A 21,784-nucleotide genomic window follows, 5' to 3' on the forward strand; every position below is an offset into this window, starting at 1 on the left:
TTGTGCGGGACGCATTCTGCTCCTAATACGGTAGCATGATATGGAAGGTCGTCCCAAACCCTTTGGAGGAGACACGGATTTGACCGCCAATATCGTGAATGATTTTTTGGCAGACAGACAATCCGAGCCCTGTCCCTTCCTCTTTTGTCGTAAAAAACGGATCAAAAATCTTATCAATAATGTAAAGCGGGATGCCCGGACCTGTATCGTGAATATCGATACTCACTTTGTCGCCATCCTGATCGAAATGATGGGAAATCCGAAGCGACCCTTGCTCTCCCATTGCTTCTATTCCATTTTTGCATATATTAATGAACACTTGCTTCAATAGCTCGGTATCCCCAACGACCATCGGAAGCTTACCCCGAGAGGCAAACTGGACATCAATTCCGTACAGATTTGCCTGTGACTCGACGATCGGCAAAATTTCCTCAAAAACAGTATTTAAGTCGACCATAGAATATTGAATATTACGCGGCTTGCTCAATAGTAGGAATTCACTGACTAAAGAATTGATGCGATTGATTTCGGTGAGCATGATTTCGGTGTACGTTTTCTCCCTGTCCATGCCGCTGTCACCGAATAACCTGAGGAACATTTGCAGAAATCCTTTGATGGAGGTAAGCGGATTGCGAATCTCGTGTGCTGTACCAGCAGCAATTTGCCCGATCATCGCCAAGCGTTCATTCCGCTCGAGCTTTTGAGCGAAGGATCGAAGGTTTGTTATGTCTTTGAAAAGAATAAACGCCCCTACTGTTTTCCCTGACTCGTCTTGGAGCGTATTTGCGTCGACAATCAGCTCATAGCGTTGGTTGTCATTGGTCCAGGAAGTCGCGACATTTTGCAGCTTTACGCCTTCCAACAGTTCTTTTTTAATGAACCGATGCGGTTCGGGGATGCCGCTAAATACTTGATCAACGTGTTTATTGATGACGTCCAGTCTCTCCATACCCAGTAGCTTGCACGCCGTCTGACTGGCTTCGATAATGATCGATTTCTCGTCGAGGATAAACAAGCCCATGCTTGTATCATAGGTCAGTTTGGTCAGCAATCGTTGCGACAAAAGCTGGTCGCTTTCTTTTGCGAGTTGGGGAAAATGGATCATGTACAGAAGTTCTTCTGCTTGCTGTGCCATGATCATGACAGATGTGCTCCTGCATCCCCCCTGTTTATCACACCATTCCAGTTCGACATCGCCTTTGGTTCCCACTTCTTCTTCCTTTCGCAAATATTCCTCATACAGGTGCTCCATGGAACCTCGATGGGGAAGAAGAGAGCTGATAGGCTGATTGATAAGTTGATCGCGTGAATATCCGGTTACACGAAGCAGTTGTTCGTTGACCTCCACGATACTACCCGCTTGATTCACCAATAAAACGGCAGTAGGCAGTTGATGCATGAACCGCTGCAATCGACCGGACGAGCCAACGAGATGTAACGAAGAAAGAGCACTCATAGCTTGTCCCTCCTGGCCTATGACGTATTTTGAAAGGAAAGAAACCAAATCCTTTCCGCCTATTATGAAAATTCGTGAAAATACTCATAAAACCTTCATTCTATCCACTTGAAAAGCACGGAAATGTTTCGCTAGTTATCGTCAATTTCCAACAAAAAATAATTGGATCGCAAAATAAAAATAGCATGCTTCCCTTCGGAAACATGCTATCTGTACATGCGTGATAAGTACCGTGCACCTATCTTCGATAATCCTTATCCGAGCGTTACTTATGGTAGCAGCTCAGAGCAGGCTACCCTGCGGCACACGCGATGATCCACTTATGGCTGCTTCCTTCCGGACCTGACCAGGTTCATGGGTTCGCGTTGCACAGGACCCGCTCCTCAACACCGCCGCCATAAGGCAGCCTCACATAAGAAAACCTAGGATAGGAATTCAACCCTGCTATTGCGGATTGCAGGTTACAGGGCACCGCAACCTCCCCGTCTAGCACGGTAGAACTAGAATACCAAAGTTAGTAACCGATAGCAAGGAGTAAACCTATCCAGTGCTAGGAAATCTCTCTATCCTTACTAACTCTTCCCTTACAATCCGCCGATTGTATAATCTGAATAGCTCCATCCTCAAAAGCCTTCTTAAAAATCGAAACAATGGAGGGGTCGAACTGAGTTCCTTCACATCGCAGAATTTCTTCGTATGCCTCTTCTGCTGACGTGGCTTTGCGATAGGAACGCGTAGAAGTCATGGCATCAAATGTATCTGCTACGGCCAGAATACGGCCAATCAGTGGAATTTCTCCCCCTTTGAGCTGATCAGGGTAACCTTTTCCATCCCAGCGCTCATGATGATGCCTTACCCCTGAACTGATATGTGACAGATTTTCTATCTGCTCCACAATTTCTCCACTGATGATGGAATGAGTTTTCATGCATTCATATTCGTCAGGTGATAGCTTTCCTGTTTTTAAAAGGACGTGATCAGGAATGGCTACTTTTCCGATATCATGCATTAAGCCAGCATAACGTAAATCATCTCGTGAAAAGGCAAGCTGCTCCTGTTGCTGTAAATAATCGTAAATGATAAGGGCATAGTGCGTAACTCGTTCTGTATGTCCTGCTGTATAAGGGTCCTTCATCTCAACGGCTAAATAAAAGCTGCGAACGATTTGATCCAAGCTCTGTTGGGAATACTCCCGCTCTCGAGTAATTAACGCATGCATCTGTTCTGCCATCGTGTTGAACTTATTCTCCAGTAACGTTATTTCTTTCATCCCCTGTATCGGGACGCGTATGGAAAAATCACCTTTCAACATGGAGTCCGTGGCGGATACCAAGCTATAGATCGGCTCACCAATCCATTTTGATAAACGATGAGCCACATAACAGGCAAATAAAACAACAATAAAAAGGGTGAAACAAAAGATGAGGTTCAATCGTTGTAATCGTTCGTTTATCCCCTCTCTCGGCAACCATTCAAAATAAGCACCACCGCTTTTTTCTGATACTTGACGGTATACGTAAATGTCCTTGCCTTGGATGAGCAACGAAAAGAGGCCATTTTCATTGGATTGTTCCCACTGACTGCGTGCCATTTCATAATGAGGAAGCGCCGAAACATGATTTCCAATCATAGCTTTATCGGTGTGAATCATAATGGTTCGGGAGGGGGAAAGGACCATCATGCCATACTCTTTTGGAACCACATAGGTACGGATCCAGTCAGTCAGTTTATCCAGATTGATTTCCACCAATAAAAGTCCCGTAGCTTTTGGATTCGAACTCTCCAGGCGCTTCTCGAGAAAAAATGATCTTGGGCGCTCCTCTTGCTCTCTTTTGGTAAGAAAATCCACCCTGTTTTCTCCGGCTCCCCATTGCTCTCGTTCCATAAATTGATTATCCGCACTCCAGCTCTTATCTTCGTGTAATGAGAAAACCCTTCCATCCTCACCGAGAAAAACAATATTTCCTACCACGTTTTGGTTGCGGGAGAAACGCTCGAATAGATTTTGGACTTGTTCCTCCGATGTCCACTCACGCCGAAAGCCATTCTTCTTTCCTTCGTCAAAAGATGGTTCCTCTGTGATACGGATGGCCAGTCTATTCGCCAATTCATCGGTATCCTTTTGGATAGACTGAAAAAGGGACAAAAGCCGTTCATCGACGAGCCCTATATTCGCATCCATGTTCGTCTTGTATAGTTCAAACACTGCCTCTGTGGACTGATCATAAAAAAGGAAGCAAACAAGAATAGTTGGTCCTAGAATCAACAATAAAAATGTAGAAAATAATCGATCCCTCCACTTCTGGTACACAAGCCTCCCCCTTTTATCTAAGCTGTTCACCAAGTCAATAGCTACACCATTTATAGTGGGTACGATTATATAGTGTCATTTCACTATTTCCCGCTGGGATCAAACATAAACCTTTGTTCGAACTAAAAATGGAATCTTCTTCATCCATAGACAAACGGACGCTGTCGTAATATCCTAGCTAAGAATTATTATCGTATGTGAGGAGATGCATCAGATGAGATACATCCTCCTGGTTTTTCTCGGAGCATGTAGTTACGGCATACTATCAACCATCGTAAAGCTTGCCTACAAGCAAGGCTATTCGCCCGCAGAAGTAATTGGTGGGCAAATGTTTTTGGGTTTTGTGCTGACTTGGATACCCGCTCTTTTCTTCCTGCGGACCAAGCCTCCCCTCCGCCAGTTGTTTTTATTGGTCGCCGTAGGTCTGTCTGTCGGCTCCACGGGAATTATGTACTACAATGCCCTGCAATATATCCCTGCCTCGATCGCCATCGTCCTTTTGTTTCAGTTCACATGGATGGGCGTACTGGTTGAAGCTGTGATGACTCGCCGAATGCCGGGGAAGGAGACGATTTTTTCCCTCCTATTGCTGCTGACAGGAACCCTTCTTTCAGGAGGAATTTTTGAGAGCGGCGGTTTGGCCCAATTTCATATCCTTGGTGTCGTCTTCGGTCTACTCTCAGCCGTTTCTTTTACATTGTTTATTTTGTTCAGCGGGAAAATTGCCATTGCAATTAATCCGTGGATTCGTAGTTCCAGCATGGCGACTGGCTCTTTTCTGTTGGCCAGCCTGATTTACCCACCCGCTTTTCTATTCAACGGAGCATTGTTGGACGGGTTGTTTCCATACGTATTTTTGCTCGCCTTCTTCGGTATTTTTATCCCGACCGTTTTTTTCAATTATGGTATGCCCCATATAGGGCCGGGGATGGGAGCTATACTAGGAGCAGCTGAGCTACCTATGGCTGTGCTCTCCTCCTATGTCATTCTGAATGAATCTGTCACTCTGCTCCAAGTGAGCGGTGTCGTGATCATTTTACTCGGAATCATCTTGCCGGAATGGCTGCGCCAGCGAAACATTCGAAGAAACAAGGCTACCTCTTAATCGTTGTCCAAAGCCCCTCCATTGTGCCACTGCCGCACATACGGACGGGGTTTTTTTATGATAAAAAGCAAAAAAACCTCTGCTCCGCGCAGAGGGTTCGTTATGATTACATTCAGATTACTCTTGCCGATCACGATCGATCATCAGAGGCTGTGGTGCAGCTGCGATGCTTTTTTGTTTTTTCCAAACAGTAAATCCATAATAAGCAGCAGCAATGAGAACCAGTACACCTAAGACAGAGAAAATCACGGTTCGATTATTCAACAAGGCCACATAAGAAGTAAGCATCTCCACCTTATTTCCCATGAAATGACCAAGCAAAAACAAGATCAACGTCCATACAAAGCCGGTTGTGTACGAAAACAGGGCGTACCGTGGAAACGTCATTTTCCCGATCCCGACTAAGTAAGGAACCACATGTCTGACGACAGGAAAGAAATAGCTGATACATAGAGCGTAGCTTCCGTAACGATCGAGCAGCGACTGTGCTTGATCTACGTACTTGTTCATTCCTTTTTTGCGACTAATCCAGTTCAGTGCAGGTGCACCTAGCCATCTTCCGAGCACATATCCCAATGACAGCCCAGACACGACACCCAAATAGGTCGCAATAAATGCAGGAACAACATGCAGAATTCCCATCGAGGTCAGCACTCCTGCAGACAGCACGATCACCTCGTCAGGAATCGGCATACCAACAATCCCTAGCCATAACATAAAGAAAAGAGCAAAATAGCCAAACTGACCCACAGACTCGGACAGCATATCGACAATCATGTAGAAATCCTCCTAGCCGACACCCTTGCTATCATCCTTCCGGCAAATGTAGACAAAGGCAGGTGGCAGATTCAATGGAACCATCTTCACCGATACTTGCTCAAATACAGAGGAAAGCTGCTTTTTCATTTGCAGCGAATATTGAAAGGCGACAAATACTCCACCTGGTTTTAGCGCATGATATACCTGATCCATAATTTGATCACGCAGCTCTTGTGGGAAGTTGGCAAATGGCAGTCCTGACAAAATACAGTCGGCTTTGCCCAATCCCGCGTCCGAAAGAACCCGATTCAAATCTACCGCATCTTCGTGGAATCGTACATCGGGAAATAGTGGTTCCAACCTTTTGCGCATCTTGGTCTCCTTTTCAAAAGATACCAGTACGGCTTCCGGTTTTTTCTTTTGCTCGATCCACTTCGTAAAAATCCCCGTTCCTGCTCCTAATTCTACAATTGTATGTGCGTGCTCCCAGTCGATGGGCGCAACCATTTGTTTACAAAGCGCACGGGAGCTAGGAGTAATACTGCCTACCTGGCCAGGTGACCGCAAAAAATTATAGAAGAACATCATCCGATCCTTCATGCTGGACGGATGATGACAATCGATCATCATGTCTATATGCTCCCTTCTCAGTTCTTGCTTATCCATTTATCATATCCAAAAAACATTACGAATTATCTACCAAAAACGAAAGATTTTCTTACTACTATAACAGTAAACGAATGGAAATAAAAATTCCTCCGTCTATAGTCGGATCAAATAATCACGCTTATGATGGTTTTTTGAGTGATATCCATACGTTACAATGACAGTAGATCAAGTTTTACATCTAATCAAGGAGGACTTATTTATGGATTATAAAGGTGTAAAAGTCATAACGCACGCTAGCACATTTTTTGCACCGATCCTTGTGCCCATTCTTGTCTGGCTGCTCGTACAAAATCGTGACGCCAAAAATATGGCGCTGCAAGCTTTGTTCTTCCACATCATTATGACGGTGCTCATCGCTATTTCCTGGTTCTTCACCTTCTTGTTGATTGGGATTCCGTTCCTGATTGTGTTTGGACTGATGGCGATCTACTACCCGATCAAAGGTATCATTTATTCCTTAAATGGACGCCCATTTTCCTACCCATTCGTCGGTTGGATTGGCAGATAATCTCGATACACAACAAAGACCAGCTATCCTTTTGTAGGAAGCTGGTCTTTTTGTTAAGGAGCCTAATTCCAATCGAGATTAGGAGCCTACTGTGAAGCGCTCATTGCGATGCTTCGGATTTTCGATTTCATCGAGCATGGCTACAGCATAATCGGCATAGCTCACATAGCTCTGTCCGCTAGCGTTCACTAACAGATGGTCTTTTCCGAGTTGGTACGCGCCTGTTCTCTCCCCTGCTGGGTCAAAAAAGGCAGATGGACTGATATACGTCCATTGAATGCCGTTTGACTCTTCCAATACATGCAAGTACTCTCCATGCTTTTGCGCAGTTGCCAAGTAAGCCTTAGGGAAATCAGGAGTTTCTACGAGACGCAGTGTTTTTGCTTCGTCTACAAACAGACTACCTGCACCACCTACAACGAGCAAACGTGTAGAAGGAGCACCCTTCAAGGCTTCAATCAAAGCCTTCCCTGATTCTACGTGCAGATGTTCTTGACCTGCTGGTGCCCCAAAGGCATTCACGACTACGTCAAAGCCGTTCAAATCTGCCGCTGTCAGGTCAAACACATCTTTCTGAATCACAGCTACGTCGGCTTGCTCGATTTTCGATGCATCACGCACAATCGCTGTCACTTGATGGCCACGATCCAGCGCTTCTTTCATAATTACCTTACCTGCTTTACCGCTTGCTGCTACAATTGCAATCTTCATGATGATATTCCTCCATTTTGTATGTTGTAGATGTAACTGAATTAGTTACAACTCTTTTAAAAAGAATAGGCGCTTACCGCATCACCTTGTTGTAATCATTGTAGTTACAACGAAACGAAATGTCAACCCTGTTTTTTATCGCATGAAAAAAAGCACCCAGGTATTCAAACATACACCAGGTGCTAGCTGTTATTTCTTTTTCGTCGGACCACTCCAAGTAATGAACCCGCCTTGTAGATGGGCCATCTGAGGAATGCCGTGTTTCTTTAAAATTTTTGCTGCCTGCTTACTACGCATCCCGCTCCGACAGTATAGCAATATATCGTTTTTGCTGGAAATTTCTTTTGCACGATGGTCGAGCTGAGACAAAGGGATGTTCACCGCTGATGGAATGTGACCCGCTTTATATTCGTGCGGCTCGCGTACGTCGATGAGCAGCACCCTGCTTTTTTGGTTGACCCGTTCCTTGAACTGATCTGTTTTGAGATTTTCTAATCCTTTCACAGGAAGGAAGCGAGAGACCAAATACCAAATGATGATCGCGTAGGCTAACAGCAAAAGAATCGTAGTGAAACTCATAGGAAGCTCCTCTCCAAAATCGGTTTAACGGCTCTTGACCAAAAGCTCTACGGCTTCTTTCACCAGCTTGCTCGTGTCTCCTCCAGCAGCCTGCTCTTCTAACAAACAGCGTTGCAGGTTTTCCGCTACAATCTGGGCAATAGCCTTATCTGAAGCGTTGCGAACAGCGGAGAGCTGCGCTACTACGTCTTTGCAGTTTTTCTGCTCGTCCATCATTTTCAGCACACCGCGGACTTGTCCTTCGATTCGTTTTAAACGTCTTTTGATATCGTCACTGTAGTTGTAATCCATATGAATTCCTCCTGTTTCACGACAAGACATACGTATCAATCTTGGAACTACCTTACATACAGGTATCTTATGCGAAATCCAGGTAATGTCAAGCAAGCTGCCTACGCGTTCTGTTTAAATGAATAGGTTTACTTTTGCCTGTGTCGCATCCCCCAAATAAGCGGCCACACCTGCATACTCCATTCCGTCGAGCAATTCCTCCTGTTTGAGACCGAGCAAGTCCATCGTCATCGTACAAGCGACCAGCTTCACTCCCTGCTCCTGAGCCAGCTCGATGAGTTGTGGAAGCGTCAGGGCATTGTGCTTTTTCATGACATGCTTGATCATCTCTGGCCCCATGCCCATCATATTCATTTTAGACAGTCCGAGCTTCTTGGCGCCTCTTGGCATCATCCAACCGAACGCTTTTTCAAGCCACCCCTTTTCTACTTTCACGATCTCGTCCTTGCGCATGGTATTCAGTCCCCAGAAGGTGAAGAAAATCGTGACATCATGATCATAGGCCGCAGCTCCGTTCGCAATAATAAAGGCTGCAATCGCTTTATCCAAGTCACCGCTGAACAACACAATCGTCGTTTTTTCTTTTTGTTGTTTTTCCATGTAAGAACACCTCTCCTATATACTTATACTTGTATGGGTATAGAAATAAACGAAAGAAGCTTTTGCAACGAAAAGCATCTTTCCTTATAGAATGCCACTCCAAATCTTGATGGCCGTTCCACAAATCAGCACAATTAGGCCATAGCGCAAATATTTCACATCGCTCTTGGCGCTGATCATACTGCCCACCGGTGCACCCAAAACACTTCCGATGACCGTATACAAAACGGGCAAGAGCGGAATTTGCCCACCCGACAGCTTCCCGATCACACCACCTATTGCGGAGATGAATACAATAGCCAAAGATGAGGCAATCGTCACCCGCGTGGGTATTTTCAACACGGTCAGCATAATCGGAATGAGGATGAACGCTCCCCCTGCACCGACAATCCCGGATACGATTCCTACGGCAAACGCAGCACCAGCAGCAATGAAGCGGTTATATGCGACCTCCCCTGCTGCCCCTTCTGTCCCCCTATTTTTCACGAGCATCAAAATCACGGCGATGATCGCCAGTATCCCGTACACCACATTGATGTTTTCATTCGACAAGTATCGGGAGAGAGCCGCACCAATCAGGCTGCCCGCCAAGATGCTTACCCCCATATCTCTGACGAGTCCTTTATGAATCAGGGGCGAGTTTTTTCCGTTTCTTTTGCGGAAAGCCAGTACGCCAGACAGCGACGCGAAAAATACTTGAAACATCGATATCACCGAAACTTCCTGGGCGGAAAACTGCGCCACACCTAGTGCCGGTGGTATAAACAGGAGCATCGGGTAGCTGATGATCGCTCCGCCGATCCCGAGCAATCCGGAAAAAAAGGAGCCGACAAAACCGAGAGAGACCATGAGCAGAAGCAGTAAAACGTCCATATATCCTCCTCGCATTCCTACCTAACACATCGGAATGCTCAACCCTCTTTTCAAATGAACCTTCTTCAAGTAAAATTAATTCCAAGTAAATAACTGTGAATAAGGTGATTTAAATGGTCCGCTTTTTCAAATCCATTTTTCAGCATCGGTGCCCCACCTGCCAAGAACCTTTGCGCTCACACAAAAATGCCTTGTTCAGTGAAAAGCAATGCCCCAATGGCCACTACAAAGAAGAAATCTATACGCACCTTGGCGTACGTATCGTTTATGAAAATCAGGAGTAAGCGAGCACTACAAAAACGGTCAAAAGTGCTCGCTTCTGTCTCCTTACAGCTTTTTCACTAAAAATTTGTACACACCGTTCTCAACCTCATGGGAAACCAGCTCATTCCCTGTTTGTTTGACCCAAGCAGTGAAGTCGTTCAGAGAGCCTTTGTCCGTCGAGAGTACTTCCATGATTTGACCGGATTGCATTCCGTCCATGGCTTTTTTTGCTTTGACGATTGGCATCGGGCAAGCCAGACCTTTTGTATCTACCACAATATCCGCCATTTTTCATTCCTCCTGTTATATAAATGCCTGTTCATTTTGAACAACCTTTTCGTTATTTATCGTGAATGGCGCAGCGATTTGGCCCTACTTCCATCTCTTGTTGTTCCTCTTCGCTCGGTTTTAATTTCCCCATATTCACTTGACGAATCTCTTGATACGCATTCGGCTGCGGCGGCAAATGATGCGTAACGATATGCCGGAATTCACTTTCATCCACAATCGTTAGTCCTGGATTGTTGCGATACAGGTCACCCAAACGGGCAGATACGGCACCCATTGGCCCCATCTCCATGTAGCTGCCAAAATGAGCAGGCAACACGACTAAATGCTCGGGAAGCTCTTTATATCGATTATACAAGGTGTTGTGCAGGTCTCCCACCCAATCTTCTGCTTTCCCAGCCAAATCCGGGCGTCCGATCGAAGCTACGAACAGACTGTCTCCCGTGAGAAAATACGTATCATCAACAATCAGTGACGTACTCCCGATGGTATGTCCAGGGGAATAGATCGGCAGGATCACAATTTTGGTGGTACCCACTTGGATTTCTTGCCCTTCCTCTAGCTTACGATAGGAATACGTAACTTCTTCCGCATCTTTTTCTGGGAGCCAATACGATGCATCGACCCGATCTGCCAGCTTCTTTCCACCGGAAATATGGTCGGCATGCAGATGAGTGTCGATGGTGTGCTTGATCGTCCACTGATGCTTTGCTGCAAATGCTTCGTACACATCCGTCATCCGCAACGTATCGACGACAGCCGCCTCCCCTCCTGATACGATCATGTAAGACAAGCAGCCTTTTCCAATGCGGACAAACTGATAAATCGCTCCGCCATCACGGAGGTCTCCCACCTTCACTGGCTCCAGATGCTCACTCCACGCCTTCATTCCTCCTTGCAGGTAAGAAACATCCGTAAAGCCCGCTTCTGCTAGCATCTCTGCGACAAAAATGGAAGAGCCCTCTTTTGCACAGACGACCAACACCTTCTGTTTCACAGGGATTTTCTCAAGAACAGTCTCCACCCCATCCAGCAAATCAAAGTAAGGGATGTTCATGCTCACTACTCGATGCCCTTCGATTTGCCAAGCCTCGTAATCGCTCGTATTGCGAACGTCGAGAATAAACAATTCCTCCTGTGCAAAAAGAAGCTGCGTTAGCTCGTGTGCTGTCATCGCCTTCACACTTGTTTGTTGTTCCATCATCTTTCTCTCCCCCTTATTGTTTTTCTGCCGGGTCATTCCAGCCAGACATACCCGGTACTACATTGGTGATTTTGGTAAAACCTTTTTCGGCCAGCAACTGACAAGCCATGTCGCTGCGTTTACCGGATCGGCAGATGATGTAGATGTCATCATCGAGCTGTAGCTCATCCAAGCGCTGCTCTAATACTCCCAGGGGTATTGAAATGGCTACAGGAATGCGGTGAAAAGCGTATTCTGCCGGCTCTCGCACATCAATGAGTGTCAGCTTCTCGTTGGCTTCCAGCCTTTTTTGCAATTCTTCATTGGAAATGGTCCGTAGGAAGTTCGTCTCCTCCTTCACCTCATGGGTACTCGCTTTTCGCAGGAAATGCTTGAATACTTCCCCCTCCTGAATCGTGCCCAGAAATTCATGCCCGGTATTGTTTGCCCAGCTTTTCAAATCGGCCATTGAGCCTTTATCAGTCGCTTGTACCTCCATCACTTGACCCGGTAACATCTCTTCCATCGCTTTTTTTGTGCGTACGACAGGCATTGGACATGCCAAGCCTTTGCAATCTAACGTTTTATCAGCGGTAAAATTCGGTTGTGCAGACATTTTGTCTACCTCCTACGTTTTGATGAAAATGTGATTGATCAATTTTATACGTATACCCCTATGGGTATTATAATATGCGCCTCGTTTTTCTTTGTCAATAGGTGAGACGTGACCGACTCACTCATTCATACGTATTTTCTTAGAAATGATCTTGTGTCAACATGGAGGCGCCCAATGAAACTAGCTGATCGGATGAAGGAGAAGAACACGAAGACAACAGAGCTGTCTATTTGGGGACCGTACTTACGGGAAGAATGGGAGAAGCATTTTGCGAGCCATCTGACCGAAGAAGATAAAGAGAGGATTTTTCTCAAAAATAAAGACGGCTACCAGGGGTATCTGTGGCATTTATTCAGCAATAAGCTGAGGGATTGTCTTGAACGCGAGGAAGCGGATGAAGCCTTTCAGAAAGTTGCCCATGAGTCGTACTATGTGTTTTACCAGCTTTCCAATGAAGTGTTGATCTTGGAAAATGCTGCGGTGTTTTCTGTCGCGGACTTGGAAACGGAATACGATGTGTATGTCGTGGATAAGGATTTTACGTGGACGTATGTGAAGACCCATGAAACCCAATGGTGTGGGCCTTATTTTTGTAGGAAGTAGGATGGGGAAAACAAAGAGAGGAAGCATTCGGATACCTTTAGGGGTATGCCGATATGCTTCCTTTTTTGATGGAGTGACCAATCATTCTGAACGGCTCTAATGGGGTAAATTTCGATTTTTCAATGACTATCCAATCCCCCTTCCACCTACACCTAGAATAAAAACGCATAAAAGGGCCTTTGTAGCTCGTTTGGTAAGGGGTCTAAACATAACCGGTAGCAAAGGAATTTGGCCTGATCAAGATGTTGATCGGGCTATTCGTGTTGGGTTTAGCCTTCACAATCGTCTATCTTCTTCGAGAATAACCGCCGTATACCGAAAGGTACGTACGGTGTTGTAGAAAGTCGGCTATCCATTAGTTGGATAGCCGACTTTCCGATTCTCTGAACTTTATTTTGAAAAATTCACTTCAACATCCATTGGATCAACCAAATGTCCAGGTGTCTTCTTATAGAATCTATAAAGTTCTACTGGAGTCCCTTTATCAATTCGTTTATAAATCTCATGATTAGGGAAACCATCGTGTCTTCCGTTAAAACTTACACGTCCAGTTTTTCTATCAACAGAAATGTTGTACTCCCAGTCAATCGCAGGGGAAAGTTCCGGCAAAGCAGAATTTCCAGCCGAACCTTTGATATATAGGGACGCAGTCGTTGGGGTTAAAACTGTATTCTTATATGTGATATCCTTGTCGCTTGTCAACGGATATTCTTTAATATATTCCTTTCCGGTTGCCCTATTTTCAATTTTCGTTCTAGTTGGTCCCACCGCTTTGTATACGTCAATTGTGGAAGTATTCCAATTAATCACAATGTGTTGAGCCATTTTAAATAGCTTATTCTGATTTTCCGTCCAGTAGGTAAAATCACGGTTGTTTCCTTCACCATAATAATTGTTATAAGGATCAGCAGTAACTAATAACCATTCATCAGGGATAAACGCTGCTACACGCAATTCTACAATGTTTGCCATTTATATCCATCTCCTATAGGAATTGTAAGATGAATGATAAGGGCGCATAACATAAAGGTCGCCCAACCTTCATGCTATGTTGATATCAATCACCTTCACCCATATAGGTAATCAGGATTGGTTTTCTACAACCGAACGTTAAACTTTTTGATAAAGGTCCTTCAATTAAAGGAATCTCGGTCATTTATGCCACGACATCGAAAATCTCAGAATAGGTCAAATCTACTGGGCCAAGTAATTAACATTCAAGCATAAGTAGCGAAAAACGCTTAAATAACAAAGAGATCGCGATCCACTAATGAAGTGCATTTGATAATATGTGGAATTTATTGATAAATAATAATAATATTGAAACTAATTCAATTGGGGGAGGGAGCGACCATTTGTATTAAAGTGCGCTCTACGTTAGTAGGTCTTATTTACGGTTTGGTGACTATGTTTTTTTTGAGTTTTATCATTTCTTTTCTCGGGGATTTCGCAGCTGGTGGCATGTCGGTTGGGGGAGCATCGTTTGGGGGATGGTTATGGTTTTTTGTGACATCCCTATTTCCTGTATCTGTTATTTCTGGTATTTCAGGTTACTTCCAGGCATTCAGGAACATTCGCCTATGGGTATATTGGGTTTTATGTGCTTTTCTAGGTTTTATAATCCCCCTTTTCATGGGGTCAGTTGGTGCTACGCTGATGCTTATTTTAGAGTATGGCTTTGAGCGTGTAATGACCCCGTCAACAGAGATTACAGCGAATGATATCATGCATGACTATTTTAAATTAGCACCCCTATATGCCCTGATAGTACTACCAGTTACGACACCCTTTTTGGCTCTTTGGCTTAAAGGAATGCAAGCTTTTCTAACCTATGTTGAAAATAAGCGGAAAAAGGAGACCTTGTGATCTGTAAGGATCGAATCTCCTTCGAACCGACCAGATCATTATGAGCGTCAATAGGCTAGTAAATGGGGTACCGCCAGCAAAGTAACCAGAAACCCACGTTAAGGGAAAAAGTAGCTTATTTGTCATTTGGTTGGCGGTCGCCCAAACAAGAGCCTCAACTTTTTAGTTGGGGCTCTTGTTATAAATTAGAGCGTGATCGGGTTCTTTTTTGATGGAGTGACCAATCATCTGAACGGTTCTAATGGGGTAAATTTCGATTTTTCAATGACTAGCCAACCTTACACCTAGAATAAAAACGCATAAAAGGGCCTTTGTAGCTCGTTTGGTAAGGTGTTTAAACATAACCGGTAGCAAAGGGATTTAGCCTAATCAAGACGTTGATCGGGCTATTCGTGTTATAAAAAATTTTAAAAAAACCCTCCATTTGGGAGGGCCTACGACTTAACTGCTTGCAGGTTAGACTCTAATTTTTTTCGAAGTATCCCTAAATATTTCCGTTTGTATTTGTTTACGCCTTGTTGAGATATGCCTAAATGCTGTGCAACTATTTCTTCTGCAACTCCATTGATCACTACTTGCTCAATAACAAATCTTGCTTTGTCCGGAAGGGAGTTCAACATTTCTTCTAAGTGTAACTTAGAATCTACAGAAGACATTTGATTCTGCCCACAGATATTTTCTATGATCGGAAGCTCTCGGGTGGAAATCTTCTTTGCTTGATACTGCAACCGCCAAGCGATCCTTCTTAAAACTCTTCTACACTCCTCTATTAATAACTCATCGTTCATGCTTTTCACCGTCCTACCTTATAGGTAAAAAAAGAAGGTAAAAAACAACCGTTTTTCATAAATTATTCCATTCGTTTTTACGCAATTTCATTGCGTTTTCGTATCATATTAAGATTTTTTTTGGGGGCATTGGTTGTAAAAAAACCTCATTTTTCTTCTATATGTATGAAAGCGACAAAGTGACCCATTTCGAAGTTGCTTTTAAAAAACATATCGGAGCTAATATTATATGGCACCATTCCATGAACCTGGTCGTAAAAATCTTCTCGTTTAAGGGTAGCACCAGCAGAACGCGAAAAAACCACGTTAACGATTGTGTTGCATTGTGAAATACAATCTTGAGGCTAAATTGTGTTGCGTAAAGCTCTAAAAAGAGTAAGATTCACCCTCATGGATACAACATAATTGGTCTTGTGCTGCATGCCTTATTGTGGTTAAAATCGGCGTTTTTAGCTGTCCGCATCCCCTTAACGTTGTTAATCCGCGTTTAACTTAACTAGTCAGAATGGGTGACTTTACAGTATTCAATGTAGAGTTACCCATTCTTTTTATTTCTTTAAATACTTGATATCTATATTTGGTTTTATAGTATTCATAGTACATTGAGTTAGGTTAGGGGTACAGCCAACGAAATGACATAAAACCCGCGCTAAGTTATTCATACAGCCGCCGCAGCTTTTTCATGTTGACACATCGATAATTTGCGATATTATAATGTGTATGGAACCGATTGAAATCTTTAAAGCACTGTCCAACGAGTCGCGATTGCAAATTTTGCATTGGTTGAAAGAGCCTGAAAAACATTTTACGCCCCACGAAGGGATTGATATGAGGAAAGTCGGGGTATGTGTTTGTCAAGTCACGGAAACGCTGAAGATGACACAGTCTACAACTTCCCAGTATTTATCGATACTCCAACGGGCAGGTCTGGTCACAGCGGAACGGATCGGTAAGTATACGTACTTCAAAAGAAACGAGGAAGCGATCCGCGAAATCGGTTCATTTTTCAATAACGAGATTTAATGACAACAAGCTGAATGCTCTCTTGAGGATTCGGTTTGTTTCAAGCCTACATATCGATATATTGAGATGTGTAGATTTTTAATGTGAAACACATCGATAATTCATTATATATAGATGCGAAAAAATTAGGAGTGGTGAAATTGAAGGGGAGTACTTGGAAGGTTTATTTTTTGGCGATTGTCAGTTTTTTGGTTGGGACATCCGAGTATGTCATTTCAGGTATTTTAGACAAGATCTCGGATACGCTTGGGATCTCCATTACTTCGGCAGGGCAGTTTGTGACCGTTTTTTCCTTTGTATATGCTATTTGCACCCCCATATTGATGGCTTTGACGGCAAAAATTGAAAGGCAAAAGCTGCTCGTTGGTGCACTGGGACTTTTCGTGTTTGCCAACATTTTGTCTTTTGTACTGCCGGGATTCGGACTTTTTGTGCTTGCGCGCGTGTTAATGGCTTTAGGCGCTGGAATGGTTGTTGTTACCGCCTTGGATATAGCAGCGAAAATCGCGCCAGAAGGTAAACAGGCGAGTTCAATTGCAACCGTAGTGATGGGGTTTACTACATCATTAATTATCGGGGTTCCTCTCGGACGCATGATCGCTGAGGCATACGGCTGGAAATCAGTATTCGGTTTCATTGCCATAATGGGTCTTCTTGCCATCTTTGTTCTGTATAAAACGATCCCGCAAGTAAAGGGGGATGCCCCCGTACCTTTAGCCAAGCAACTTGCTCTCCTCAAAAGCAGAAAAGTGGCTCTTGGACTCTCGATCACTTTCTTTTGGCTCGGTGGCTACTCTATAGCGTATACCTACATTTCTCCTTATCTACTCACGGTTGCGGGCTTAAATGAAGAAGTGCTCAGCGGAGTATTGTTGGCGTTCGGCGTGGCCAGCTTAATTGGTTCCAAATTCGGCGGCTACAGTACGGATAAATGGGGGGTAGCCCCCACCTTGACTTGGAGTATGTTGCTGCATATCGCCGCCTTGATTTTACTCACGGTTGCCGTCATATTCACGCATTCATGGTTGCCGGTTGTAGCCATCCTTATGCTGTGGTCGTTCGCCGCCTGGTCTAGCGGTCCTACACAGCAGTATAATTTGGTACGGATCGAACCCAATTATTCAGGCATTATGCTTAGTCTCAATCAGTCCACGATGCAATTATCGATGGCAGCAGGAGCGGGAATCGGCGGCCTCGCCGTGGATCGGATATCCTTGTCATCCATCCCGTGGTTCGGGACGATCGGTGTGGCAATTGCAGTCGCGGCCTCGTTATTATTATTTTCATGGATAAGACAAGAGGCAAAAAAAGAAGGCATGCCGCAAGAACAGGCTTTGTCAGACTGATTCAGGTGCTACCTCCTAGTCTACAACTTTATTTTCTTTAAACAGCACTAGCTACAAAGGAATCAAAATAACAAACCCTTAATTAAACTTAACAACCTCGATTTCCTGTACGCTAAGGAAATCGAGGTTGTTATTGCATCCAAATCCTTAATGTGGGTATTATGTCATTTGGTTGACGGTACACCGGTTATTAGATGGGGGGTGTAGCCCGAGCGAAGGCGCGGGTAGCAATCTTTGGCTTGGTCTACGAAAAGTTCTGAGATAATTAAACTAATTTAAAACTACTTTGAATACATGTAAACAATGTGACAACCATTGATTTAATAGTGATTGTCACATTGGAGTTAAGATAACCACGTTTTGCTGGCGGTACCCGTTATTAGACGCAAAATTAAAATTTGCTTACAGTTTTTGTGATATAAAAAAAGAAGCATACCTCTGCCACACTGGCAAAAATATGCTTCATTCTCTTCGATCCGAAAAATCTAAGCGGAGAGAGTGGGATTCGAACCCACGCACGCCTCACGACGCCTAACGCATTTCGAGTGCGTCCCCTTATGACCACTTGGGTATCTCTCCATATTTAGTTTGTCAGAAACATTATTTACTATAGCAAAATACAGTCAAAAATGCAAGACTCATTCCTTTGCATTCCCCTTGATTTGCGCGGCTCATTAGGCCAAACTAATAACAGCACACACGATTGTATCCGATCAGAAGAAAAGCGAGGAACATATATGAAACGTGAACGTTTGGACAAGGTGCTGGCCAATATGGCAATCGGCACGCGCAAGGAAGTGAAAGCCTTAGTGAAACAGCGACTGATCGTCGTGGACGGCGTTGTCGCAACAGACCCGGGGATGCATGTCATTGCCGAGGAACAGGAAATTCTTGTGGATGGAGAACCGCTTAACTTTAAGCGCTGGGTATACGTTTTACTGAACAAGCCGCCTGGAGTCGTTTCTGCTACAGAGGACAATGTCCATGAAACCGTAGTGGACTTGCTCCCGTACGAGTGGGCTATCAAGGTGCATCCGGTAGGCCGACTGGATATTGATACAGAGGGTCTCTTACTCTTGACCAATGACGGTCACCTCTCCCATAGTCTCTTGTCCCCGAAAAAGAAAGTGGACAAGGAGTACTTTGCCCGCATCGATGGCCGGGTTACTGAGCACCATGTACAGGAGTTTGCCAAAGGCGTGGAATTGGAGGACTTCACTACACTGCCAGCCAAGCTGGAGATTATCTCTTCAGGAGAAACATCAGAGATTCGCGTCACCATCATGGAAGGAAAGTTCCATCAGGTAAAACGGATGTTTGCTGCTTTCGACCTGCAAGTCACCTATCTGCAACGGATTCGTATGGGCCCGCTTCACCTTGACCCGTCACTCGCCCCTGGTGAGTATCGCGAACTGACCGAAGAAGAGCTGCACCTGCTGCAAAACGTAAACAAATAAAAACCGCCTGCATGCAGACGGTTTGTCCAGACAGCCCGGTCATTCCTGTACCGGCTGTCTTTTTTTTCGCAATCCACGAAAGAAGTCCTTGAGCATCTGCCCGCATTCCTCTGCAAGAACACCCTCTAAGACTGGCACCTGATGATTGAAGCGCGGTTCCGCGAGCAGGTTCATTAATGTCCCGGCACAGCCCGCCTTCGGATCGCGAGCGCCATACACGACCTGTTCGATACGGCTTTGAACGATTGCACCTGCACACATCGGACACGGCTCCAACGTCACGTACAGCGTACACCCGATCAAGCGCCATCCACCCAAGCGTTCACTTGCCTCCCGTATCGCGATCAATTCCGCGTGCAAGGTAGGGTCTTTTTGTGTTTCCCGCAAGTTGTAGCCGCGACCTACGATTTCCCCGTCGCGCACGATGACCGCACCGATCGGAACCTCGCCAATCGCAGCAGCTTTCCGGGCCTCTTCCATGGCTTGTTTCATATAATAATCATGTTCATTTGCTTGTATCACGTTTCTCTAAAGCTCCTTCAAAAACAGTCTTTCGTCCCGAACAAACGGACCATTTTACCCAAAAAAGTTGATTCAAGAAGTTTTTGTCCCTACCCGTTCACATACTATCTGCGAGATTACATACATTAATGATGTAAGGAAGAAGTATGCAAATCATTGTTAGCCTCTTTCTGGAGGGATGTGAGTGGGCTTAACCTCTGCAAATTCGTTATTTGATCGCTTTCACAGTCCGACTAGAGGTCTACTGGCAAAAGAAGAAGTGTTTTCCCACATCGAACATACCATCTCATCAATAGGTGGTCCATTTGAAATTATTGTGGGGGCCGACTCTCAATTAAAAAGCCGCGGGACTTTTTTTGCTCTTGTGATCACAGTGATTCGTCCCGGCCATGGGGGCACCTTCTTTTATCACAAATTTCAAGAACGCCGGTACGCATCCTTGCAACAGCGTATATTTCAGGAAGCGATGTACGCAGTCGGACTTGCCACAGAAGTACGCCAATATTTGCGGGACCACCACTTAGATACTCCCATCCGCCTGCATTTTGATATCGGTACGAATGGCCCTACCCGTAAGTTTATCCAGTCTTTGTTGAGCTTAGCAGAAACCAATCACTTTCGTGCCGAAATCAAACCGAACTCCTTCTGTGCATCTACGATTGCCGACAAGTACACCAAGTAACAAACCAGGCGGATTGCTAATGAGGCGTCCGCTTGGCTTTGTTTTGCCCTTATCCTGCTTGGTTCAAACAATTCGGGACAGGCTTCTGCTTCTCCTGCCCACCGTGTTTTTTCCCGTTAACAGGGTGATTGACAATGTACGAGACGTGAGCTATTATAAGCTTTAATTGAAGCGTTTTCACAAGGCGTGTTACTGGTAATGCAGGCATGAGCCGAGAAGATCTTTTTCTTGTTAAAAAGGTTTTTTCGGCTCTTTTTTCTGATTAATGTCATGGTTCATCGACATTTTTCATTAAATTGGATGTGACCGCTTGCGGTAAGCAAATACGGTCATGGACCGTTTTTGTCTATCTAAAGGTGGTGGAATGGATTGTCCCGTGAAAAGGAAAAAACGTACGCAATTACGCGTGTGTTGAACCATAACGTCGTACTCGTGGAAGAACCCGGACCCGGACAAGAAATTGTCCTGTTCGGAAAAGGAATCGGATTTGGCGCAAAACCCGGGAATACCATCCCCGCCCATGACTCGCGTGTGGAAAAGCGCTTCAGGCTCGAAAATGAGAACCATCAGAAGCAGTATCAGAACATCTTGAGCCAAGTAGATCCTGCTGTCGTAGGAATTGCGGAAGAAATTATCGCTCTCATTGCGAGTGAGATTACGCCAGAATTGAACGAACACGTCCACGTTGCCTTGCCTGACCATATCCAGTTTGCCATCTATCGGCTCAATAACGGCATGGAAATCGTGAATCCGTTCTTGTTCGAAATCCAGACGCTGTACACGAAGGAGTACGCGCTGGCGAACCGGGCAGCGGATATGATCAAGAACGCATTCGACCTGGACATTCCCGATAGTGAAATCGGATTTCTGGCCTTGCACATTCACTCCGCGATCAGCTACGTCCCAGTAAAAAAGGCTGTCCAATTCACCAACATCATCACGGATTTGGTAAGCCTGATTGAAGAGCGAACAGCTATTACGATTGAACGCAGTACCATTGACTACGTTCGCCTCATTACCCATTTGCGCTTTGCCGTTGAGCGCATCCGTCAACAAAAGTTCATCAAGAACCCGCTTCTGGACCGAGTCAAAACCACCATGCCAGAAGCCTATCAATTGGCAACAGAGCTGGCTGAATACATCTCCACCCGTCTCGAGATCGCTGTACCAGAAGACGAGGTTGGTTACATGGCTCTGCACCTTTATCGCTTATTACAACAAAATTAAATCATAATCCTGCGTGTTACTAGCTCGACTAGGCATGAGCGGTGAGATCATACGGAC

General features: G+C 44.9%; 24 protein-coding genes, 1 tRNA gene and 1 other RNA gene. 9 read left to right on the forward strand and 17 right to left on the reverse strand.

The window, feature by feature from the left end:
• Positions 1 to 22: 22 nt before the first annotated feature.
• The 3 genes from HP398_RS27785 to HP398_RS27795 form a co-directional block, all read right to left on the reverse strand.
• Positions 23 to 1,456 (reverse strand): PAS domain-containing sensor histidine kinase, encoded by a 1,434-nt coding sequence (locus HP398_RS27785; protein WP_173624233.1) that lies wholly within the window; start codon positions 1,454 to 1,456, stop codon positions 23 to 25.
• Between the two features lie 230 nt (positions 1,457 to 1,686).
• Positions 1,687 to 1,951: signal recognition particle sRNA large type (ffs, locus tag HP398_RS27790), an RNA gene on the reverse strand.
• A gap of 55 nt (positions 1,952 to 2,006) precedes the next feature.
• Positions 2,007 to 3,767, reverse strand: a complete 1,761-nt coding sequence (locus tag HP398_RS27795; RefSeq protein ID WP_173624234.1) for an HD domain-containing phosphohydrolase — start codon at positions 3,765 to 3,767, stop codon at positions 2,007 to 2,009.
• Positions 3,768 to 3,981: 214 nt separating this feature from the next.
• On the opposite strand from HP398_RS27795, the gene HP398_RS27800 reads away from it, so the two are divergent.
• Positions 3,982 to 4,872 carry an EamA family transporter gene (locus HP398_RS27800; RefSeq protein WP_173624235.1) on the forward strand — a complete coding sequence of 297 codons (891 nt, stop codon included), beginning with the start codon at positions 3,982 to 3,984 and terminating at the stop codon, positions 4,870 to 4,872.
• Positions 4,873 to 4,989: 117 nt separating this feature from the next.
• Here HP398_RS27800 and HP398_RS27805 read toward each other — a convergent pair whose 3' ends face one another.
• On the reverse strand, positions 4,990 to 5,649 hold the full coding sequence (locus HP398_RS27805; RefSeq protein ID WP_173624236.1) for a DedA family protein: 660 nt from the start codon (positions 5,647 to 5,649) through the stop codon (positions 4,990 to 4,992).
• A 12-nt stretch (positions 5,650 to 5,661) separates the two neighbouring features.
• Positions 5,662 to 6,261 (reverse strand): class I SAM-dependent methyltransferase, encoded by a 600-nt coding sequence (locus tag HP398_RS27810; RefSeq protein ID WP_017246909.1) that lies wholly within the window; start codon positions 6,259 to 6,261, stop codon positions 5,662 to 5,664.
• Between the two features lie 238 nt (positions 6,262 to 6,499).
• Here HP398_RS27810 and HP398_RS27815 point away from each other — a divergent pair, with 238 nt between their 5' ends.
• Positions 6,500 to 6,808 (forward strand): DUF4870 domain-containing protein, encoded by a 309-nt coding sequence (locus HP398_RS27815; RefSeq protein WP_017246908.1) that lies wholly within the window; start codon positions 6,500 to 6,502, stop codon positions 6,806 to 6,808.
• A gap of 78 nt (positions 6,809 to 6,886) precedes the next feature.
• Here the strand turns inward: HP398_RS27815 and HP398_RS27820 are convergent, their stop codons facing one another.
• From HP398_RS27820 to HP398_RS27855, 8 genes are all read right to left on the reverse strand, one after another.
• Positions 6,887 to 7,519 (reverse strand): NAD(P)-dependent oxidoreductase, encoded by a 633-nt coding sequence (locus HP398_RS27820; protein WP_017246907.1) that lies wholly within the window; start codon positions 7,517 to 7,519, stop codon positions 6,887 to 6,889.
• 189 nt (positions 7,520 to 7,708) lie between these two features.
• The gene (locus HP398_RS27825) at positions 7,709 to 8,098 is read right to left on the reverse strand and encodes a rhodanese-like domain-containing protein (protein ID WP_173624237.1); all 390 of its coding nucleotides are present in this window, start codon (positions 8,096 to 8,098) and stop codon (positions 7,709 to 7,711) included.
• 24 nt (positions 8,099 to 8,122) lie between these two features.
• Positions 8,123 to 8,389: a metal-sensitive transcriptional regulator gene (locus HP398_RS27830; protein ID WP_012683835.1), complete on the reverse strand. Its 267-nt coding sequence runs from the start codon at positions 8,387 to 8,389 to the stop codon at positions 8,123 to 8,125.
• 114 nt (positions 8,390 to 8,503) lie between these two features.
• A complete protein-coding gene (locus HP398_RS27835; protein WP_017246905.1) occupies positions 8,504 to 8,989 on the reverse strand; it encodes a DsrE/DsrF/DrsH-like family protein in 486 nt (161 codons plus the stop codon).
• An 84-nt stretch (positions 8,990 to 9,073) separates the two neighbouring features.
• On the reverse strand, positions 9,074 to 9,862 hold the full coding sequence (locus tag HP398_RS27840) for a sulfite exporter TauE/SafE family protein (RefSeq protein ID WP_173624238.1): 789 nt from the start codon (positions 9,860 to 9,862) through the stop codon (positions 9,074 to 9,076).
• A gap of 327 nt (positions 9,863 to 10,189) precedes the next feature.
• Complete coding sequence (locus HP398_RS27845) at positions 10,190 to 10,414, reverse strand: sulfurtransferase TusA family protein (protein ID WP_173624239.1); 225 nt, start codon at positions 10,412 to 10,414, stop codon at positions 10,190 to 10,192.
• Between the two features lie 52 nt (positions 10,415 to 10,466).
• The gene (locus tag HP398_RS27850) at positions 10,467 to 11,618 is read right to left on the reverse strand and encodes an MBL fold metallo-hydrolase (RefSeq protein ID WP_173624240.1); all 1,152 of its coding nucleotides are present in this window, start codon (positions 11,616 to 11,618) and stop codon (positions 10,467 to 10,469) included.
• A gap of 13 nt (positions 11,619 to 11,631) precedes the next feature.
• The gene (locus HP398_RS27855; protein ID WP_173624241.1) at positions 11,632 to 12,213 is read right to left on the reverse strand and encodes a sulfurtransferase TusA family protein; all 582 of its coding nucleotides are present in this window, start codon (positions 12,211 to 12,213) and stop codon (positions 11,632 to 11,634) included.
• A 174-nt stretch (positions 12,214 to 12,387) separates the two neighbouring features.
• Here HP398_RS27855 and HP398_RS27860 point away from each other — a divergent pair, with 174 nt between their 5' ends.
• Positions 12,388 to 12,816 carry a DUF4275 family protein gene (locus tag HP398_RS27860; RefSeq protein WP_173624242.1) on the forward strand — a complete coding sequence of 143 codons (429 nt, stop codon included), beginning with the start codon at positions 12,388 to 12,390 and terminating at the stop codon, positions 12,814 to 12,816.
• 390 nt (positions 12,817 to 13,206) lie between these two features.
• On the opposite strand, the gene HP398_RS27865 is transcribed toward HP398_RS27860, so the two are convergent.
• Positions 13,207 to 13,788, reverse strand: a complete 582-nt coding sequence (locus HP398_RS27865; protein ID WP_100169641.1) for a DUF3238 domain-containing protein — start codon at positions 13,786 to 13,788, stop codon at positions 13,207 to 13,209.
• Positions 13,789 to 14,181: 393 nt separating this feature from the next.
• Here HP398_RS27865 and HP398_RS27870 point away from each other — a divergent pair, with 393 nt between their 5' ends.
• On the forward strand, positions 14,182 to 14,682 hold the full coding sequence (locus HP398_RS27870) for a hypothetical protein (protein ID WP_017246898.1): 501 nt from the start codon (positions 14,182 to 14,184) through the stop codon (positions 14,680 to 14,682).
• Between the two features lie 434 nt (positions 14,683 to 15,116).
• Here the strand turns inward: HP398_RS27870 and HP398_RS27875 are convergent, their stop codons facing one another.
• Complete coding sequence (locus HP398_RS27875; RefSeq protein ID WP_173624243.1) at positions 15,117 to 15,470, reverse strand: sigma-70 family RNA polymerase sigma factor; 354 nt, start codon at positions 15,468 to 15,470, stop codon at positions 15,117 to 15,119.
• 720 nt (positions 15,471 to 16,190) lie between these two features.
• On the opposite strand from HP398_RS27875, the gene HP398_RS27880 reads away from it, so the two are divergent.
• Together HP398_RS27880 and HP398_RS27885 are read left to right on the forward strand one after the other, a co-directional pair.
• Positions 16,191 to 16,493 carry an ArsR/SmtB family transcription factor gene (locus tag HP398_RS27880; protein WP_026042918.1) on the forward strand — a complete coding sequence of 101 codons (303 nt, stop codon included), beginning with the start codon at positions 16,191 to 16,193 and terminating at the stop codon, positions 16,491 to 16,493.
• Between the two features lie 140 nt (positions 16,494 to 16,633).
• On the forward strand, positions 16,634 to 17,839 hold the full coding sequence (locus HP398_RS27885; RefSeq protein WP_173624244.1) for an MFS transporter: 1,206 nt from the start codon (positions 16,634 to 16,636) through the stop codon (positions 17,837 to 17,839).
• Between the two features lie 490 nt (positions 17,840 to 18,329).
• On the opposite strand, the gene HP398_RS27890 is transcribed toward HP398_RS27885, so the two are convergent.
• A tRNA-Ser gene (locus HP398_RS27890) sits at positions 18,330 to 18,418 on the reverse strand.
• 158 nt (positions 18,419 to 18,576) lie between these two features.
• On the opposite strand from HP398_RS27890, the gene HP398_RS27895 reads away from it, so the two are divergent.
• Positions 18,577 to 19,296 (forward strand): pseudouridine synthase, encoded by a 720-nt coding sequence (locus HP398_RS27895; RefSeq protein WP_069852507.1) that lies wholly within the window; start codon positions 18,577 to 18,579, stop codon positions 19,294 to 19,296.
• A 39-nt stretch (positions 19,297 to 19,335) separates the two neighbouring features.
• Here HP398_RS27895 and tadA read toward each other — a convergent pair whose 3' ends face one another.
• Complete coding sequence (gene tadA, locus HP398_RS27900; protein WP_017246893.1) at positions 19,336 to 19,818, reverse strand: tRNA adenosine(34) deaminase TadA; 483 nt, start codon at positions 19,816 to 19,818, stop codon at positions 19,336 to 19,338.
• Positions 19,819 to 20,002: 184 nt separating this feature from the next.
• Here tadA and HP398_RS27905 point away from each other — a divergent pair, with 184 nt between their 5' ends.
• Entirely contained in the window at positions 20,003 to 20,500 is a 498-nt protein-coding gene (locus tag HP398_RS27905; RefSeq protein ID WP_173624245.1) for a ribonuclease H-like YkuK family protein, read from the forward strand.
• A 369-nt stretch (positions 20,501 to 20,869) separates the two neighbouring features.
• The gene (glcT, locus tag HP398_RS27910; protein WP_017246891.1) at positions 20,870 to 21,727 is read left to right on the forward strand and encodes a glucose PTS transporter transcription antiterminator GlcT; all 858 of its coding nucleotides are present in this window, start codon (positions 20,870 to 20,872) and stop codon (positions 21,725 to 21,727) included.
• The last annotated feature ends 57 nt before the right edge of the window (positions 21,728 to 21,784 follow it).

Origin of the sequence: Brevibacillus sp. HB1.4B, from assembly GCF_013284285.1 — a bacterium.
GTDB classification, from domain to species: domain Bacteria; phylum Bacillota; class Bacilli; order Brevibacillales; family Brevibacillaceae; genus Brevibacillus; species Brevibacillus porteri.